This is a genomic window from Nitrosomonas sp. Is37, assembly GCF_033063275.1.
Taxonomy (GTDB): Bacteria; Pseudomonadota; Gammaproteobacteria; order Burkholderiales; family Nitrosomonadaceae; genus Nitrosomonas.
Window position 1 is genome coordinate 13,767 of record NZ_JAWJYP010000014.1, and the last position, 19,396, is coordinate 33,162.

19 protein-coding genes are annotated in these 19,396 nt (G+C 42.2%); 14 read left to right on the forward strand and 5 right to left on the reverse strand.

Going from position 1 to position 19,396, the window contains the following annotated elements; all coding sequences use genetic code 11:
* Positions 1–35: 35 nt before the first annotated feature.
* The 5 genes from hisC to gyrA all read right to left on the reverse strand — a co-directional run bounded on the left by hisC (position 36) and on the right by gyrA (position 7,192).
* A complete protein-coding gene (gene hisC / locus R2Q26_RS08000) occupies positions 36–1,154 on the reverse strand; it encodes a histidinol-phosphate transaminase (RefSeq protein ID WP_317535805.1) in 1,119 nt (372 codons plus the stop codon).
* A 73-nt stretch (positions 1,155–1,227) separates the two neighbouring features.
* Entirely contained in the window at positions 1,228–2,295 is a 1,068-nt protein-coding gene (gene pheA / locus R2Q26_RS08005) for a prephenate dehydratase (protein WP_317535806.1), read from the reverse strand.
* 12 nt (positions 2,296–2,307) lie between these two features.
* Positions 2,308–3,516, reverse strand: coding sequence for a phosphoglycerate dehydrogenase (locus tag R2Q26_RS08010; protein ID WP_090570065.1), 1,209 nt, complete (start codon positions 3,514–3,516; stop codon positions 2,308–2,310).
* Positions 3,509–4,612 (reverse strand): 3-phosphoserine/phosphohydroxythreonine transaminase, encoded by a 1,104-nt coding sequence (gene serC, locus R2Q26_RS08015; RefSeq protein WP_317535807.1) that lies wholly within the window; start codon positions 4,610–4,612, stop codon positions 3,509–3,511. Before serC ends, R2Q26_RS08010 begins: the two co-directional genes overlap by 8 nt.
* 33 nt (positions 4,613–4,645) lie before the next feature.
* Positions 4,646–7,192, reverse strand: a complete 2,547-nt coding sequence (gene gyrA, locus R2Q26_RS08020; protein WP_317535808.1) for a DNA gyrase subunit A — start codon at positions 7,190–7,192, stop codon at positions 4,646–4,648.
* A gap of 407 nt (positions 7,193–7,599) precedes the next feature.
* Between gyrA and R2Q26_RS08025 the strand changes: the two genes are divergently transcribed.
* The 14 genes from R2Q26_RS08025 to rplV all read left to right on the forward strand — a co-directional run bounded on the left by R2Q26_RS08025 (position 7,600) and on the right by rplV (position 19,368).
* Positions 7,600–8,817, forward strand: coding sequence for an aspartate aminotransferase family protein (locus tag R2Q26_RS08025; RefSeq protein ID WP_317535809.1), 1,218 nt, complete (start codon positions 7,600–7,602; stop codon positions 8,815–8,817).
* Between the two features lie 12 nt (positions 8,818–8,829).
* Positions 8,830–9,753: an ornithine carbamoyltransferase gene (gene argF / locus R2Q26_RS08030; protein ID WP_317535810.1), complete on the forward strand. Its 924-nt coding sequence runs from the start codon at positions 8,830–8,832 to the stop codon at positions 9,751–9,753.
* Between the two features lie 39 nt (positions 9,754–9,792).
* Positions 9,793–11,019: an argininosuccinate synthase gene (locus R2Q26_RS08035; protein WP_317535811.1), complete on the forward strand. Its 1,227-nt coding sequence runs from the start codon at positions 9,793–9,795 to the stop codon at positions 11,017–11,019.
* Between the two features lie 433 nt (positions 11,020–11,452).
* A complete protein-coding gene (rpsL, locus tag R2Q26_RS08040; protein WP_090570049.1) occupies positions 11,453–11,830 on the forward strand; it encodes a 30S ribosomal protein S12 in 378 nt (125 codons plus the stop codon).
* Between the two features lie 81 nt (positions 11,831–11,911).
* On the forward strand, positions 11,912–12,382 hold the full coding sequence (gene rpsG, locus R2Q26_RS08045) for a 30S ribosomal protein S7 (RefSeq protein ID WP_090570046.1): 471 nt from the start codon (positions 11,912–11,914) through the stop codon (positions 12,380–12,382).
* 109 nt (positions 12,383–12,491) lie between these two features.
* Complete coding sequence (fusA, locus tag R2Q26_RS08050) at positions 12,492–14,585, forward strand: elongation factor G (protein ID WP_317535812.1); 2,094 nt, start codon at positions 12,492–12,494, stop codon at positions 14,583–14,585.
* A gap of 22 nt (positions 14,586–14,607) precedes the next feature.
* Complete coding sequence (tuf, locus tag R2Q26_RS08055) at positions 14,608–15,798, forward strand: elongation factor Tu (protein ID WP_317535813.1); 1,191 nt, start codon at positions 14,608–14,610, stop codon at positions 15,796–15,798.
* A 70-nt stretch (positions 15,799–15,868) separates the two neighbouring features.
* Positions 15,869–16,177 (forward strand): 30S ribosomal protein S10, encoded by a 309-nt coding sequence (gene rpsJ / locus R2Q26_RS08060; protein WP_046851108.1) that lies wholly within the window; start codon positions 15,869–15,871, stop codon positions 16,175–16,177.
* A 72-nt stretch (positions 16,178–16,249) separates the two neighbouring features.
* On the forward strand, positions 16,250–16,903 hold the full coding sequence (gene rplC, locus R2Q26_RS08065; RefSeq protein ID WP_317535814.1) for a 50S ribosomal protein L3: 654 nt from the start codon (positions 16,250–16,252) through the stop codon (positions 16,901–16,903).
* Between the two features lie 53 nt (positions 16,904–16,956).
* A complete protein-coding gene (gene rplD / locus R2Q26_RS08070; RefSeq protein ID WP_317535815.1) occupies positions 16,957–17,574 on the forward strand; it encodes a 50S ribosomal protein L4 in 618 nt (205 codons plus the stop codon).
* Positions 17,571–17,903, forward strand: coding sequence for a 50S ribosomal protein L23 (rplW, locus tag R2Q26_RS08075; protein ID WP_317535816.1), 333 nt, complete (start codon positions 17,571–17,573; stop codon positions 17,901–17,903). Before rplD ends, rplW begins: the two co-directional genes overlap by 4 nt.
* A 3-nt stretch (positions 17,904–17,906) precedes the next feature.
* On the forward strand, positions 17,907–18,740 hold the full coding sequence (rplB, locus tag R2Q26_RS08080) for a 50S ribosomal protein L2 (protein WP_317535817.1): 834 nt from the start codon (positions 17,907–17,909) through the stop codon (positions 18,738–18,740).
* 5 nt (positions 18,741–18,745) lie between these two features.
* Positions 18,746–19,027 (forward strand): 30S ribosomal protein S19, encoded by a 282-nt coding sequence (gene rpsS, locus R2Q26_RS08085; RefSeq protein ID WP_090568226.1) that lies wholly within the window; start codon positions 18,746–18,748, stop codon positions 19,025–19,027.
* Positions 19,028–19,038: 11 nt separating this feature from the next.
* Positions 19,039–19,368 (forward strand): 50S ribosomal protein L22, encoded by a 330-nt coding sequence (rplV, locus tag R2Q26_RS08090; RefSeq protein WP_090568229.1) that lies wholly within the window; start codon positions 19,039–19,041, stop codon positions 19,366–19,368.
* Positions 19,369–19,396 lie beyond the last annotated feature (28 nt).

Below are 19,396 nucleotides of genomic sequence, written 5' to 3' on the forward strand. Positions count from 1 at the left end.
GATTATAGGGTTATCGTGATTCTGGACATTGATCTTCAGAGGGAGGTTTTCAATACTTGTTCCAAATCATACAGGAATTTCTGGTTCTCAGATTCCAATCCGATGGTAACCCTTAAATGATGGGGCATTTCGTAAACACCCAGTGGCCGTACGATAACGCCTTGCTCAAGTAAGCTTTGGTAAACCTTAATTGCATTAGTAGCATCACCTCTCACGCGGAAGCTGATGAAATTTCCGTAGGAGGAAATATATTCCACTCCCAATTGGCGCAGCCCAGTGGTTACTTGCAGCATGCCCGCTCGATTCAGCGCATAGGAACGTTTGACAAATTCGATATCTTGTAACGCAGCGAGCGCACCCACTAATCCAATACTATTGACATTGAACGGTTGGCGGATACGGTTCATCAAGTCTGCCAAATCAGGGTTGGTCAGCGCAAATCCTACCCGAATGCCTGCTAGGCCGTATGCTTTTGAAAAGGTGCGTGTAATTAACAGATTTGGAAATTTTCTCAACCACGAAATACTATTGGCTTTATTAGCTTCAGGTAGATATTCATCGTAGGCTTCATCCAAAATGACCAAGACGTCCGGTGAAACCCGCTCAAGAAAACGTAATAAGTCATCAGCATCGCAGAGTGTGCCTGTGGGATTATTGGGGTTAGCGATAAAGACGATTCGTGTTTCTGGTGTGATGGCATTGAGCATGGCAACCAGATCGTGGCCATAAAGTCGGGCAGGAACGGTAATACCATGCGCTCCTAATGCCTGTGCCAGTAGTGGATAAATTGCAAAAGCATGTTGTGAATAAACAGCTGAAGCACCTGGTTTCAAGAAGATACGAGCAGCGAGTTCCAACACATCATTCGAACCATTCCCCAGTACAATTTGATCGACATTTACGCCATAGTGTTTTGATAAGGCATTTTTCAGTTCAAAACCACTTCCATCAGGATATCGAGCAATTTCTTGGAGTGCGTTAATCATTGCTTCCATAGCCATTGGGCTTGTTCCGAGTGGATTCTCATTGGATGCAAGTTTGATAACACCGTATTTTTCCAGGCCGAGCTCTCGTACCAAGTCTGAAATGGGTTTGCCTGGCTGATAAGGGTGTATAGCTCGGATACATTCTGGTGCAAGTTCACAAAGTTTCATAAGATTTGAATACTAAAACTGGAAAATAATATTGAATTAAAAAATTACCAAGATCAGGAATAGGCGCAAATTATTACGCGACTGGATATGAGCCAAGTATTTTAAGGAAAGTTGCTTTGTCTCGAATTTCTTCAAGCGCTTTTGCAACGTTCTCATTTTCTTGATGGCCTTCTATATCGATAAAAAATACATATTCCCAGAGCCCTCTACGAGAAGGCCGGGACTCTAGCCGACTCATACTGACTTGATAGCGGGCAAAAGGGGCTAATAGTTCATGGATGGCGCCAGGTCGGTTACTTATCGATGTGACAATTGAGGTTTTATCCTTGCCGGAGGCAGAAACTTGCTGTGTGCCAATAACTAGAAATCGGGTAGTATTGTTCGGATCATCTTCAATATTCTTGGCGCAGATCGTAAGACCAAACACGTCAGCAGCTTTTTTTCCTGCAATAGCAGCAGCGCTTTTGTCTGTTGCAGCCATTCGAGCTGCATCAGCATTGCTTGCGGTATCAATGCGTGCTATGGCTTGTAAATTGGGTAAATGTTTGTTCACCCACCCAAGGCATTGCGCAAATGATTGTGGGTGGGAGTAAATTCTTTGAATAGCTGTTAGATCTGTCTGTTGTGCCATCAAACACTGATGGACTGGCAATTCTATTTCACCACATACGGTGAGTGAGGTTTGTAACAGCAAATCCATAGTCCGTCCGACAGCACCTTCTGTAGAGTTTTCCACAGGAACAACACCATAACTAGCAGTACCTAATTCTACTTTGCGAAAGACATCATCAATCGAATTGCAGGCCAGAGTTACCACCGTGCTGCCAAAACGCTTAGTTACAGCTTCTTCAGAAAAGGTTCCTTGAGGGCCAAGATAAGCAACAGTCAAGGGTTCTTCCATCGCGCGGCAGGCCGATATGATTTCCGTGAACAATTGTATGATACGCTCATTGGTGAGCGGCCCAGGATTTAATTGCTGTAGGCGTGCTAATACCTGAGATTCGCGTTCAGGACGGTAGGTTACACCATTTTTCTGATGGCCGATCTGTTGTGCTAATTCAGCACGCGTATTGATGAGTTTGAGTAATTCGCTATCAATCGAATCGATTTTATCTCGCAACTGTTTGAGTTGTTCAGTCATGGGAAATCAATATTAGTCTGAATTTTTTGCCGGAATGGGCAAATAGCGTACCAGTAAGACACCGGTAATTCCAGAAAGATCGTCAATCACATTTTCTGGTACGGGACTGTCTGTATCTACCAGGGTATAGGCCATTTCACCACGCGACTTATTGGTCATATTATGTATATTCAGCTCCGCTTTAGCCATGCAAGTTGATATTTGACCTAAAAGATTAGGAACATTGGCGTTGGCAACTGCAACCCGATAGGGTGATCCTCGTTCCATTACTACATCCGGAAAATTAACCGTATTAATAATATTGCCGTGTTGTAGATAATCCATCAATTGATTAACAACCATTATTGCGCAGTTTTCTTCTGCTTCCTGAGTGGATGCTCCCAGGTGAGGTAGCGTAATGACTGCTTCCTGATGCTGTAATTTTTGACTTGGAAAATCACATACATAGTATTTAATCTTATTATTCTTGATTCCAGCAAGAACTGCATCTTCGTTAACAATAGCATCACGGGAGAAATTAAGAAGTATTGTATCTCGCTTTAGATAGTGGATAAGCTCATCGTTGATGAGATGATAAGTAGAATCCATCAGAGGCACGTGCAACGAAACGAAATCACTGTGGCGTAACAGATCTTCGATACTGTGGGCTTTTTGTACCTCTGAAGAGAGACTCCAGGCAGAATCAACAGTAATTTTCGGATCATATCCCAATACTCTCATGCCAAGCTTAATGGCAGCATCAGCAACGAGTCGTCCAATTTTGCCCAAACCAATGATGCCAAGTGTCCGCTTGGGCAATTCCACTCCCAAGAATTTTTTTTTGTGATCTTCAACCTGCTTGTGCAAGACTTGATCATTACCTTGCAAACTTTCCACAAAGCGAAATGCAGGAATAAGATTGCGTGCTGCTATTAACATGCCGGCTAATACCAATTCTTTGACAGCATTAGCATTGGCACCTGGTGTATTAAATACTGGAACACCCCGATGATTCATTTCGTTAACAGGAATATTATTTGTGCCAGCACCCGCTCGCCCAATTGCGATAACGCTTTTGGGTATGTCCATATTCAGCATATTGTGCGAACGTACCAAAATAGCTTCAGGGTTAGTTAAATCACTACCGATATGGTAGCAATCTGAGGGAAAACGCTTCAATCCAACTGTTGAAATTTGATTAAGCGTGAGGATATTAAAAATCCTTTGCGTCTGGTCAGCCATAGATCTTCTCAAATTCTTTCATGAAAGAAACCAGAGCCATGACCCCTTCATAGGGCATGGCATTATAGATCGAGGCTCGCATTCCACCCACAGAACGGTGGCCTTTTAACTGAAGTAATCCACGTGCCTTAGCTTGCTTTAGAAATTCATTATCGAGTGCAGCATCTTTCAATGTAAACGGAATATTCATACGTGACCGGTCGGGTTTGGCAACTGGGCATTGATAGAAATCACCAGAATCGATTAAATCATAAAGTAATTTGGATTTGGAGATATTGATCATCTCCATTGCCGCTAATCCGCCCTTTTGTTTCAGCCACTCAAGCACGAGACCCATGATATAAATTAGGTAGGTAGGTGGTGTGTTATACATGGAGTGATGCTCTGCATGAGTTTTATAATGATACATGGTCGGAGTGCCATTTATCGGCCTACCTAGTAAGTCCTCGCGTACGATAACAACCACAAGCCCAGCTGGACCGATATTTTTCTGTGCACCAGCGTAAATAAGTCCAAATGGTGTGACATCCAGCGGGCGTGACAAAATGTTGGAAGACATATCGGCTACCAGGGGAATATCAGCCCTTCCGCCTTTCACTTGTGTGAGATCAGGCACCCAGTTGAATTCCACTCCACCAATGGTTTCGTTGGGTGTGTAATGAACATAAGCGCTATGAGGGTCAATTTCCCATTTATCGAGTGTGGGAGCATAGGTAAAATGAGCGTCTTCTGCTGAAGCAGCGATATGAACCGTGCAATATTTTTTTGCTTCATCGATAGCTTTTTGTGACCATTGACCAGTGTTGACGTAATCAGCACTCTTTTTTTCGTGCAGAAGGTTCATTGGCACCATGGCAAATTGACTGGAAGCACCTCCCTGAAGAAAAAGTATCTTGTAGTGATCAGGAATATTTGCTAATTCACGTAAATCACTTTCGGCTTTGGCGGCGATGGACATAAACTCTTCACCGCGATGACTCATCTCCATGACAGACATGCCGCTGCCATGCCAATCCAGCATCTCGTCACGAGCTCGTTGGAGAACTTCTTTAGGCAATACAGCTGGTCCCGCGCTGAAGTTGTAGGTTATGTTCATTGGTAGATTCCTGGATTGTTAAAAAAATTGATCCTATGTTTCATCAGTTTCAATCACTCTTTCCAGCCCAGCAAGTTTTTCTCCCTGATCTAGGTTAATGAGTGTAACACCCTGCGTGGCACGACCCATTTCACGAAGTTCATTGACACGGGTTCGAATCAATACACCACCTGTTGTGATCAGCATGATTTCATCATCTGGTTTGACAAGTTGTGCTGCTACCACTTTGCCGTTACGTGCGCTGGTGATGATTGCGATCATGCCCTGGGTGCCACGGTTATGGCGAGTATATTCGCTGATCGGGGTACGCTTGCCGTATCCATTTTCGGTTGCCGTCAAGACAGCTAGTTCCTCGTTCTCAGCGACAAGCAGTGAAATAACTTTCTGACCAGCGCCGAGCTTCATTCCGCGTACGCCGCGCGCATTGCGCCCCATTGGTCGAACATCATTTTCGTCGAAACGCATGGCTTTGCCGTTGTCCGAAAACAGCATGACATCATGCTTTCCTTCGGTTAATGCGACACCGATGAGATAATCACCTTCATCGAGATCAATTGCGATAATTCCATTATTGCGTGGTCGTGAGAATTCAGATAAAGGTGTTTTTTTAACAGTACCGAAAGAGGTCGCCATAAAAATATAACGATTATCGTCGAATGTTTTTACCGGTAATACCGCATTAATTTTTTCATTTTTTTCCAGCTGTACCAGATTGTTTATGGGTTTTCCTCGGGAAGATCGGCTACCCTGAGGGACATTGTAAACTTTAACCCAATACACACGCCCTAGGCTGGAAAAACATAAAATATAATCATGGGTGTTGGCGATGAACATATTGTCAATGAAATCATCTTCTTTGGTAGTTATCGCTAATTTCCCGCGCCCACCACGTTTTTGAGCTCGATAATCATCCATCAACTGTGATTTGATGTAACCCGCATGCGATAATGTAATGACCACATCGGCTGGTGTAATCAAATCTTCTGTGTTTAAATTTTGGGCATCAATAACGATTTCACTGCGACGTTTATCGCCAAATTGCTGCGTTATACCAGTGAGTTCTTCCGAAATAATGGCAGTAATTCGCTCCGGACTAGCAAGGATATCAAGAAGATCAATGATTTTATCGATGATTTCCCTATATTCATCAGTTATTTTATTTTGCTCTAGGCCTGTAAGGCGCTGAAGGCGAAGATCTAGGATCGCCTGAGCTTGTGTATCAGACAGGCGATAATCTTGATCGAATAAACCAAATTCAGCTGATAATCCCTCTGGACGGAAAGCTTTTGCATCGACCATTGCTCGCGTGAGCATTTCTTCTACCAGCTGGGAGCGCCAAACTCTAGACATGAGCGCTCTTTTAGCATCGGAAGGAGTGGGTGCAGCTTTGATGAGCGCGATAATTTCATCCACATTGGATAATGCTACCGCTAAGCCCTCGAGCAAGTGTCCGCGTTCACGCGCTTTCTTCAATTCAAAGCTGGTGCGGCGCGTTACTACTTCACGCCGATGGCGCAGAAATGCTTCTAATATCTGTTTTAGATTCAGTAGGCGAGGTTGACCATCTACCAAGGCTACCATGTTCATCCCGAAGGTATCTTGCATCTGCGTATCTTTGTACAGATTATTCAGGACTACTTCGGGAATTTCGCCGCGCTTCAGCTCAATGACTACACGCATGCCTGATTTATCAGACTCATCTCGCAATTCAGAAATACCCTCGATTTTTTTATCACGTACTAGCTCACCGATACGTATGAGTAAATTAGCTTTGTTTACCTGATAAGGTAATTCATCAATGATGATGCTGTGGCGATTACCTTTATCTATGTCTTCAAAATGCGTACGTGCTCGCATGATTACTCGACCCCGCCCAGTATGATAACCATCTCTTATACCTGCTGTACCATAAATAATGCCAGCTGTAGGGAAATCAGGTGCTTGAATATGTTCCATTAACTCATCTATACTGGTTTCTGGACTACTAAGTAACAAAAGACTGGCATCGATTACTTCAGTTAGATTGTGTGGCGGAATATTAGTCGCCATGCCTACCGCGATTCCGGAAGAACCGTTGATGAGTAAGTTAGGAATCTTTGCAGGAAAAATGAGTGGCTCTTGCTCAGAGCCGTCATAGTTAGGCCCGAAATCAACAGTATTTTTATCAAGATCGACAAGTAATTCGTGCGCGATACGCGACATCCGAATTTCGGTATAACGCATGGCTGCGGCATTATCTCCGTCAACAGAACCAAAGTTGCCTTGCCCATCGATTAGCATATAACGTAAAGAAAAATCTTGAGCCATCCGGACAATTGTGTCATATACCGCGGTGTCGCCATGTGGATGATATTTACCTATGACATCGCCTACGATACGCGCAGATTTTTTATAGGGACGATTCCAGTCATTTGAGAGCTCATGCATGGCATACAGGACTCGCCGATGGACTGGTTTTAGTCCGTCTCGCACATCGGGTAGAGCACGCCCAACAATTACGCTCATTGCATAATCAAGATAGGAGCGTCGCATCTCTTCTTCGAGACTAATGGATAAAGTTTCCTTTGCGAATTGATTCATTTTGATGGATTTTATCGAGTTCGGAATTCAGCTCGTCACATTTAATTTTATTGGATTGAGCTGAAAAGTTTGATATGACTATAAAAATTGATTTCTTGCTAAGAGAATCAGAGCATTAATATTATATTTTAGCATGCATCGTAAGCCTTAGCTTTTTATAAGTAAAAGTTGCTAATAAGTCTTGATGACAGAATATATTAATTTAAGCTATTGAGCAGATCAGATGCCTCAATCATAAAATGTTTTCATGTTTAAAAATAACACAAAACAAAAAAGACCTTGAAAAAGCTTACTAAATAAGTAAATATAGATTTAATACAAGGTTACGGTTACTAATCGATTTACGGCGGCAAATGCCGCCGTATTTGTTTTCTTTTCTTCAAACTTAAATGTGAGAGTGTAGCGCTGTGTCAAACTTGATGAATACTTATTTGCGGCTTCCTGTAACTTTTATCAAGGGCGAAGGAGTCTGGTTATGGGACGATCGTGGCGATTGTTATCTTGACGCTCTTTGCGGAATTGCTGTATGTGGCCTTGGGCACAGCCATCCCGAATTGACTAAAGTGCTGTGTGAACAGGTAGGGATGTTAATACATACTTCAAATCTTTATCAAATCGAAAAACAGGAATTACTGGCTGGTAGATTGGCTGCTTTGTCGGGAATGGACAGAGTATTTTTTTGTAATTCAGGAGCAGAGGCAAATGAGGCTGCTATCAAATTGGCAAGATTGTATGGTCACAATAAAGGAATTGAATTACCTACAATCATAGTGATGGAGCGATCCTTTCACGGCCGTACTATGGCGACTTTGACTGCAACGGGTAATCGTAAAGCTCAGGCTGGTTTTGAGCCATTGCTCGCTGGTTTTGTGCGTGTTCCCTATGATGACCTTAATGCGGTAGCTCAGATTGCTGATAATAATAAGCACGTCGTAGCAGTGTTAGTGGAAACTTATCAGGGTGAAGGAGGCGTTAATTTTCCGCAAATCAATTATCTGCAAGGTTTACGTCAATTATGTGATCAGAATGGCTGGCTGCTAATGCTTGATGAGGTGCAGTGTGGTATTGGTCGCACAGGAAAATGGTTTGCATTCCAGCATAGCGGTATCATGCCGGATGTTATGACGCTAGCAAAAGGTCTGGGTTCTGGTGTACCTATTGGTGCTTGTATTGCAAAAGGTGAGGCGGGAGAGGTATTTAAGCCTGGTAATCATGCCTCGACGTTTGGGGGTAATTCCCTTGCTTGCACAGCAGCGCTAACTACCTTGGATGTGATTGAAAAAGACCGTTTGATGCAGAATGCAGTTCAGGTGGGTAGTTTTATACGAGATCAGTTTAAGGAAAAACTTGCTCGTTGGCTTGATGTGATACAAATTCGGGGTCAAGGGCTCATGCTGGGTGTTGAACTTCCTGTACCTTGCAGTGAGCTGGTTAAGGAGGCCCTAAAAAATCGACTATTGATTAATGTAACTTCGGAAAGAGTGGTGCGGTTGTTACCTGCTCTGGTAATGAATCAAGCAGAGGCTAAGCAAGTGGTTGATATTGCTTCTGAAATTATTGATGGATTCTTGGCAAGTCAAACTGCGAATATGATCACGCGTGACAGACCTGATTCATCAAATTAAATCAGTCATTTTATGCAAATAAAGCATTTTCTGAAGATTAGCGATTTAACCCGCAAAGAGTTTGAATATTTGTTCGAGCGGGCGCGCTGGATTAAAAATGAGTTCAAGCAATATCGACAATATTGGCCGCTGACGGACCGGACTCTAGCAATGATTTTTGATAAGAATTCTACGCGTACACGATTATCATTTGAGGCGGGGATGTATCAGTTAGGTGGGAATGCTATTTATCTCTCAACCAGGGATACTCAACTAGGTCGCGGTGAACCTGTAGAGGATGCAGCGCAAGTAATTTCGCGAATGGTGGATATAGTCGTAATTCGCACTTATGAGCATAGTATAATTGAACGTTTCGCAGAATATTCTCGTGTTCCTGTTATTAATGGGTTAACTGATGAATATCACCCTTGTCAAATTTTGGGTGATATTTTTACTTATATAGAGCATCGTGGAAGTATTACTGGTAAGACTGTGGCATGGATCGGTGATTCCAATAACGTGTGTAATACATGGCTACAGGCTGCGGAAATATTTGATTTTAATGTTCATGTCTCAACTCCTCCTGGTTATGAAGTCGAGCCAGAGCGCGCTGGACTATATAGTACTGATCATTATGAGGAATTTGCCTGTCCACATGACGCTGTAAAAGACGCTGATCTTGTTACTACTGATGTATGGACAAGCATGGGTTTTGAAGACGAGGAAGAAGCTCGAAGAAATGCCTTTGCTGATTTTTGTGTTGATGAAGAGATGATGTCTTATGCTAAGAAGGATGCTCTGTTTATGCATTGCTTACCTGCCCATCGCGGGGAAGAGGTGACTGCTGAGGTATTAGATGGTCTGCAATCGGTGGTCTGGGATGAGGCAGAAAATCGATTGCATACTCAGAAAGCATTAATGGAATATTTATTGTTAGGCAAAGTGGAAATTAAGTAAGCGGATGCTTCAATTAATCTGTATGGATTCTGTTTTGTTATGAATAAAATTAACAAGGTAGTTCTAGCTTTTTCTGGTGGGCTAGATACTTCAGTCATATTGAAATGGTTGCAAGATGTTTATCAGTGTGAGGTTGTTACTTTTACTGCTGATATTGGTCAGGGCGAAGAAATTGAACCTGCGCGTGCAAAAGCACGAAGCTTTGGCGTTAAAGAGATTTATATAGAAGATTTACGTGAAGAGTTTGTTCGAGAGTATGTGTTTCCAATGTTTCGTGCAAATGCTGTCTATGAAGGAGAATATTTGCTCGGAACAAGTATTGCAAGACCACTTATTGCCAAGAGGCAGATTGAGATCGCTCAAGAAACGGGCGCAGACGCTGTTTCACATGGCGCAACGGGTAAAGGAAACGATCAAGTTCGCTTTGAGCTTGGTTATTATGCGTTGAAACCCGATATCCATGTGATTGCTCCGTGGCGTGAATGGGATCTCACTTCACGCGAGAAGCTCTTGGAGTATGCAAAAAAACATGGTATTCCAATTGAGATGAAGCAGCAAACTGGGTCTCCGTACAGTATGGATGCAAATTTATTGCATATTTCCTATGAAGGACGTCTATTGGAAGATCCGGCGAAAGAGCCCGAAGAATCAATGTGGCGATGGACAGTTGCGCCAGAAAAAGCGCCTGATCAACCAGAGTATCTCGACTTAGAATTTGAGCATGGTGATATTGTTGCGCTGAATCAAGAAAGGTTATCGCCCGCGGCAGTTCTCGCAAAACTAAATCAATTGGGTGGTAAACATGGTATCGGACGTTTAGATTTGGTTGAGAACAGATATGTCGGTATGAAGTCACGAGGATGCTATGAAACGCCAGGTGGCACAATCATGTTGCGGGCTCATCGCGCCATTGAGTCTGTCACATTAGATCGGGAAGTGGCTCATTTAAAAGATGAGTTAATGCCACGTTATGCGGCCCTTATTTATAGCGGATATTGGTGGAGTCCTGAGCGAAAAATGTTGCAGGCTATGATTGATGAATCACAGCTTAATGTTAACGGTTGGGTGCGGGTAAAGCTCTATAAAGGCAACGTAGTAGTGGTTGGTCGTGATTCTAAAACTGATTCCTTGTTTGATTCGGCGGTGGCAACATTTGAAGATGATCGCGGTGCTTATAATCACGCAGATGCCGCAGGATTTATCAAATTAAATGCGCTTAGAATGCGAATAGCTGCGAAACTCAGAAAATCGTTGAAAAAAGAATAGAAACAAAGCTGGCTTAAGAAATTATCAGATTGATAAAAAACAGAAACTTAAGGCATAGGTTAATATCCAAAGAAATATTGAGCAAATTGTAGCCAGAAAAATTATTTAACCGGAAAATTATGCAGCTAATTTAAAAGCAATAAAAAATTTCTGCTGTACTGTATTTTCGTAATTTATTTGTAATTTTGATAAATGAAAATCAGACAATAATTGTTCTTCCTTCTTGACATAAGAAGATAAACCCCATACAATCCGCAGTCTTTTTAGCTGCCTCTTTTAAGATCTTAAACATGAGAACTCGGAAAAGAGAGAAATAGATTTTTAGAAAAGGCGAGTCAAGATAAGATGAAATAAAGTTAAAGCAGTTTACCTATACCAATATTAAAATCGTGATGAAAAATAAGACAAAGGTTTAATTGAGAAATAAAATATTATGCCAACCATAAGTCAACTTGTAAGAAAGCCGCGAAAAGCAAAGCGTGTAAAAAGTAAAGTGCCAGCACTAGAGAGCTGTCCACAAAAGAGGGGTGTTTGCACTCGAGTCTATACAACGACTCCTAAGAAGCCAAATTCAGCTTTACGCAAAGTTGCGCGGGTAAGATTGACAAATGGGTTTGAAGTCACAAGCTACATCGGTGGTGAAGGTCATAACTTGCAAGAACACTCAGTAGTGTTAATCCGGGGAGGTCGCGTTAAGGATTTGCCTGGGGTCCGTTACCATACTGTACGTGGAAGTTTAGATACGGCTGGAGTGAAAGACCGTAAGAAAGCACGATCCAAATATGGTTCTAAGAAACCAAAAGCATCATAATAAGATGTTTCTAGCAATATGATGATTGTGCAATGTGACGAGTGTGAAATCATTAAAGATAAAATAGTTCGGGGTTAGTAAATGCCAAGACGTAGAGAAGTACCAAAACGCGAGATTCTGCCAGATCCGAAATACCATAATGTAGAGGTAGCTAAATTTGTAAATGTATTGATGATCCAAGGAAAGAAGTCGGTAGCGGAGCGAATAATTTATGGCGCGATGCAACAAATTGAGAAAAAAACTGGCAAAGATCCTGTAGAGGTGTTTACTCAAGCGATGGCAAATATTAGGCCTATCGTCGAGGTTAAAAGTCGGCGTGTTGGTGGTGCTAATTATCAAGTTCCAGTAGAGGTAAGATCGGTGCGTCGTAGTGCGTTGGCAATGCGCTGGTTGCGGGATGCTGCTCGTAAACGCAGTGAGAAGTCTATGGATATACGCTTGGCTGGAGAGTTAATAGAGGCTTCAGAGGGTCGTGGCGGAGCAATTAAGAAGCGTGAAGAGGTGCATCGCATGGCGGAGTCAAATAAAGCATTCTCTCACTATCGATTTTAATGAATTTGTAAAGATTTGAACTTTGTCAAATAAGCGCCAATGAAGCATTTGATGAAGAGTTTTATCAGTTAAATATTTAATTCGTAACATAAGATAAGAGTTTAGATTAATGTCTAGAAAAACGCCCATAGAACGCTATCGCAACATTGGAATCATGGCGCATATTGATGCTGGGAAAACAACAACGACAGAGCGTGTTTTGTTTTACACCGGCGTATCCCATAAGTTAGGGGAGGTTCATGATGGTGCGGCAACGATGGATTGGATGGAGCAAGAGCAGGAGCGTGGTATCACAATCACCTCGGCTGCGACAACCTGTTTCTGGAAAGGGATGGCAAGTAATTATCCGGAGCATCGTATAAATATAATCGACACGCCCGGTCACGTGGATTTCACTATTGAGGTAGAGCGTTCCCTGAGAGTGCTAGATGGTGCATGTACAGTATTTTGTGCGGTCGGTGGAGTGCAGCCCCAAACTGAAACGGTTTGGCGGCAGGCTAATAAGTATAAGGTGCCACGACTTGCCTTTGTAAACAAAATGGATCGCTCAGGTGCGAATTTCATGCGTGTTTTAGAGCAGATAAAAACACGCTTGAAAGCTAATCCTGTGCCTATTCAATTACCAATAGGTGCGGAAGATAGATTTGAGGGCATTGTTGACCTGGTAAAAATGAAAGCTATTTATTGGGATGAAACTTCTCAGGGTATGAAATTTGAGGAGCGAGATATTCCCGATAATTTGAAGAATGATGCGAAGACTTGGCAAGAGAAAATGATAGAGTCTGCTGCAGAAGCTTCGGAAGAGTTAATGAATAAATACCTTGAGGAAGGGGTGCTTTCAGCAGCTGAAATAAAGCAGGGTTTAAGAGCGCGAACTCTGGCTAATGAAATTGTCCCAATGCTGTGTGGTTCGGCTTTCAAAAATAAAGGTGTGCAGGCCATGCTGGATGCAGTGGTGGAATATATGCCTTCTCCATCAGATATTCCTGCTATTCAGGGTGCAACGGAAAGTGGTGAAAAGGATGAGCGTCATGCAAGTGATGATGAACCGTTTTCTAGCTTAGCTTTCAAAATTGCTACCGACCCATATGTTGGCCAGCTAATTTTCTTCCGTGTGTATTCCGGTGTGGTTACATCAGGGGATACCGTTTATAACCCAGTTAAAGGTCGAAAAGAGCGAATTGGCAGATTATTACAAATGCACGCCAATCAGCGCGAAGAAATCAAAGAAGTGCGTGCAGGTGACATCGCTGCTGCTGTTGGCTTAAAAGAGGTAATAACCGGTGATACTTTGTGCGATCAGGAACATGTTATAACCCTGGAGCGCATGGAATTTCCAGAGCCGGTAATACATGTGGCTGTCGAACCGAAAACTAAGAATGATCAAGAAAAAATGGGGATCGCGCTAAATCGTTTGGCGCAGGAAGATCCGTCATTTCGTGTGCGTACTGATGAGGAGTCGGGTCAAACGATCATATCTGGGATGGGTGAGTTGCACCTAGAGATCATTGTGGACCGGATGAGACGAGAGTTTAGTGTTGAAGCAAATGTCGGTGCACCACAAGTAGCCTATCGTGAAGCAATCAAGAAAAAAGTTGAGATCGAGGGTAAATTTATCAAGCAAAGTGGTGGCCGTGGCCAGTATGGACATGTTTGGTTAAGAATGGAGCCCAACGAGGCTGGGAAAGGGTTTGAGTTTATTGATGAAATCAAAGGTGGCGTAGTTCCTCGTGAATACATACCAGCAGTAGAGAAAGGATTGCTGGACACTTTGGGATCAGGAGTTCTAGCTGGTTATCCAGTGGTAGATGTTAAAGTTGCCTTGTTTGATGGTTCTTACCACGACGTTGATTCAAACGAGAACGCATTTAAAATGGCTGCTTCGATTGCATTTAAGGATGGTATGAGAAAAGCCAGTCCAGTATTGTTGGAGCCAATGATGTCGGTCGAAGTGGAAACACCAGCAGAGTTTATGGGGAATGTCGTTGGTGATTTGTCATCAAGGCGCGGCATGATTCAGGGCATGGATGATACAATGGGTTTCAAAATTATAAGAGCAGAAGTTCCATTAGCAGAAATGTTCGGTTATTCAACTATTTTGCGTTCCGCAACACAGGGCAGAGCGACATATACAATGGAATTTAAACATTATTCAGAAGCACCAAAAAGTGTTGCTGAAGCGATTATCAATAAAAGCAAATAATTATTGAAGATAAGGATATAACATGGCGAAGAGTAAATTTGAGCGATTGAAGCCGCATGTAAACGTTGGCACAATAGGTCATGTTGATCATGGCAAGACGACATTGACCGCGGCTATTACGACAGTGTTGTCAAAGAAATTTGGTGGTGAGATAAAATCGTATGCTCAGATTGATTCTGCGCCGGAGGAGCGTGCACGAGGCATTACCATTAATACGTCACACGTCGAGTATGAGACCGAAAAGCGTCATTATGCGCATGTGGATTGTCCTGGTCACGCAGATTATGTAAAAAATATGATTACAGGCGCGGCCCAGATGGATGGAGCTATATTGGTAGTATCAGCTGCAGATGGGCCGATGCCGCAGACGCGAGAGCATATCTTGCTGGCAAGACAAGTTGGGGTCCCATATATCATAGTCTATATGAATAAAGCGGATATGGTGGATGATGCTGAATTGCTCGAGTTGGTAGAGATGGAAATACGAGAGCTATTGTCCAAATACGATTTTCCGGGAGATGATACACCGATTATTATAGGGTCAGCATTGAAGGCGCTTGAGGGAGATCAGAGTGATATTGGGGAACCGTCGATATTTAAATTAGCGGATGCGCTGGACAGTTATATTCCTGAGCCACAACGGGCCATAGATGGTGCTTTTATCATGCCGGTGGAGGATGTATTTTCAATATCTGGACGCGGCACGGTTGTGACAGGGCGTGTGGAGCGAGGTATAATTAAAGTTGGTGACGAGATTGAGATAGTAGGCTTGAGACCAACATTGAAAACGGTGTGTACCGGTGTGGAGATGTTCAGGAAGCTACTTGATCAAGGGCAAGCCGGAGACAATGTTGGAATATTGCTGCGTGGAACTAAGCGTGAAGAGGTTGAGCGTGGTCAAGTGCTTGCAAAACCTGGGAGCATATTGCCGCATACGAAATTTACAGCTGAGATATATGTTTTAAGTAAAGAAGAAGGTGGGCGGCACACGCCGTTTTTTGCTGGATATCGTCCTCAGTTTTATTTCAGGACAACTGACGTTACGGGGTCGATAGAGCTGCCATCCGGTACCGAGATGGTGATGCCGGGAGATAATATTTCGGTGGCAGTAAATCTTATTGCTCCGATTGCAATGGAAGAAGGATTGCGGTTTGCAATTCGTGAAGGTGGCAGAACTGTTGGGGCAGGTGTTGTAGCTAAAATTATTGAGTAGAATTGTTGCCAATTAAGATAGTGATCTAATTCTGGAATTAGAATACGGATCGGCTAATCTCAGGATTAATATGCAAAATCAAAAAATACGTATTCGTTTAAAAGCGTTTGATTATCGACTTATAGATAAGTCAGCGATGGAAATTGTGGAGACAGCAAAACGTACAGGTGCTGTTGTTAGAGGGCCTGTTCCGCTGCCGACACGAATTGAGCGGTTTGATATACTGCGTTCCCCACACGTGAATAAAACATCGCGTGATCAATTTGAAATTCGGACACATTTACGCTTAATGGATATCTTAGATCCAACGGATAAAACAGTAGATGCTTTAATGAAGCTTGATTTGCCCGCTGGTGTTGACGTGGAAATCAAGCTGTAGTCTTAAAAAGTAATGTTGAATTTAATGTTAGTGCAAGCTTTCTAATGAAGATGTCTGCAAAGGAATAGATTAATGAGCATAGGTTTAATCGGTAAAAAAGTAGGAATGACCAGGATTTTTACTGATAATGGAGATAGTTTGCCTGTAACAGTGCTGGATGTATCAAATAATCGAATTTCACAAATTAAAAAATTTGAGACTGATGGTTACGATGCTATTCAAGTAACATATGGCAAACAGCATGCTAATCGGTTGAATAAATCGATCCAGGGACACTTTGCAAATGCTGGAGTAGAGGCCGGGCGTGTTATCAAAGAATTTCGTGTAAGTGCGGAAGAGTTAAATGAAGTTAAGGCAGGGATGAAACTTGGATTAAACATGTTTCAAGTCGGGCAAATTGTAGATGTAACCAGTAAAAGTATAGGTAAAGGGTTTGCTGGAACAATTAAAAGGCATAACTTTTCCTCGAATAGAGCAAGTCATGGAAATTCAAGATCGCATAATGTTCCCGGCTCAATTGGTATGGCGCAGGATCCGGGGCGTGTATTTCCTGGAAAAAAAATGTCAGGAAGACTTGGTGGCGAAAAATGTACAATTCAGAATCTTGAGATTTTGCGTATAGATACTGATAGAGAGTTGATTCATGTAAAAGGGGCTGTTCCAGGTGCCAAGGAAGCAATCGTAGTATTACGATCAGGTATTAAGAGTAAGCCGGGAAATAAATAAGAAGTTCTGTATATTAGAATAAAAAACAAATTGCCAAAGAATAGGGGCTAGCAGTGGAAGCTAAATGTATCGGTTTTGATGGAACAACGAGCAATATATCAATTTCGGAGTTAGTGTTCGGAAGAGATTACAATGAAACGCTAGTCCATCAAATTGTAACAGCATATATGTCGAATGCGAGACAAGGTACTCGAGCCCAGAAAGGTCGATCGGATATAGCAAAGTCTACACATAAGGTTTGGAGACAGAAGGGAACAGGTAGAGCTAGGGTTGGTGCAGCTTCCAATCCATTGTGGCGAGGTGGTGGTAAAATTTTTCCCAGCAGTCCACTGGAGAATTTTGCTCATAAAGTCAATAAAAAAATGTATCGAGCAGGTATATGTACTATTCTTTCCCGCTTATTAAGTGAAAATAGATTACATTTAATTGAAGAATTTTCTGTAGATACTCCAAAAACAAAGGAGTTAATAAGCAAACTAGAAGCGCTAAATTTTAAGAATGCGTTGATTATTACAGAACAGGTTGATGACAACCTTTATTTATCTTCAAGAAATGTACCAATGGTAAGTGTAATTGATACATCGCACATAGATCCAGTAAGCTTATTAAAGCACAATGATATTCTAATTAGTCGCAAGGCATTAGCGAAAATTGAGGAAATATTAAAATGAAATCTTCTAGCATTGATCATGAAAGAGCTCTGAAAATTATTTTAGCTCCTCAAATTTCGGAAAAAGCAACATTAATCGCGGAAAAAAATAATCAAATTGTTTTTCGTGTACTACCTAGCGCTGATAAGACTGAGATTAAGGCTGCCGTTGAATATCTGTGGAAATCTCAAAAAATAGAAGTGACAAAAGTGCAGATTTCAAATATTAAGGGAAAAGAAAAAAGATTTGGCCGCAACATGGGACGGAGGCCAAATTGGAAAAAAGCATATGTTAGCGTCAAAAAAGGTCAGGAAATTAATTTTTCTGAAATAACTAAAGGAGAGGATTAAGTAATGGCTTTAGTAAAAGTTAGACCGACTTCTCCCGGGCGGCGTGCTGTTATTAAAATTACAAATAAGGAATTATACAAAGGCAAGCCTCATTCTGCACTCGTAGAAAGCAAAAAGAATGCTGCAGGTCGCAATAACTCCGGGCGCATCACTCAGCGTCACCAAGGAGGTGGCCACAAAAGAAACTACCGGATGATTGATTTTCGTCGTAATAAAGATGGAATCATCGCTAATGTAGAGAGGATAGAATACGATCCTAATCGTAGTGCTAATATTGCCTTGTTGTGTTATCTCGATGGAGAAAGACGCTACATTATTGCACCTAAGGATATCGAGACTGGCGCCAAACTGCTAAGTGGCGTTAAGGCACCGATCAAGACTGGCAATGCAATGGAACTGCGACATATACCAATTGGGAGTACAGTGCATTGTATAGAGTTGCAGCCAGGCAAAGGAGCGCAATTGGTGCGATCTGCAGGTTCATCAGCTCAATTGCTTGCACGAGAAGGAAGTTATACCCAAATTCGATTACGATCAGGGGAAATTCGTAGAATACATGTAAATTGTAGAGCTACGATTGGTGCTGTAGGAAATGATGAACAAAATTTAAAATCGATTGGAAAAGCTGGTGCGCAGCGATGGCGAGGTATCAGGCCAACAGTACGGGGTGTAGCAATGAATCCAATTGATCATCCTCATGGTGGTGGTGAGGGAAAAACGGCAGCAGGTCGACATCCCGTAAGTCCTTGGGGACTGCCTACTAAGGGGTTCCGCACCAGAAGAAATAAGCGTACAGAAAACATGATAGTGCGTCACAGACATTCTAAGAAGGGTTAAGTTTTATGGGGCGATCTGTAAAAAAAGGTCCGTTTGTAGATACGAACCTTTATGACAAAATACAACACGCTAAAGCTGGTAATGACAAGAAGCCAATTAAAACATGGTCTCGTAGATCTACCATACTTCCAGATTTTATTGGTTTAACCATAGCGGTACATAACGGTAGACAACATATACCTATTTATATTACTGAAAATATGGTAGGTCACAAGCTAGGAGAGTTCTCACTTACTCGAACTTTTAAAGGCCATGCAGGTGATAAAAAAACTGCAAGTAAAAAATAGGAATATAAATTATGCAAGCAACAGCAATATTGCCAAGCATTAGATTGTCTGCGCAGAAAGGGCGTTTAGTGGCAGATCAAATACGAGGTTTAAAAGTAGCTAAAGCAATTGAGCTATTGACTTTTAGCCCGAAAAAAGGTGCAGCTATTTTTTTAAAACTTCTAGAGTCAGCCATTGCAAATGCTGAGCATAATGAAGGTGCTGATATTGATGAGCTGCGTATATCTGAAATTATGGTGGATCGTGGAACATTTTTAAAGCGATTAAGTACACGAGCAAAAGGACGTGGCAATCGTATAATGAAACCAACATGTCGTATTTTATTAACAGTTAGCGATTAATAATCACTTAAAGAAAAGCTTGCCGATA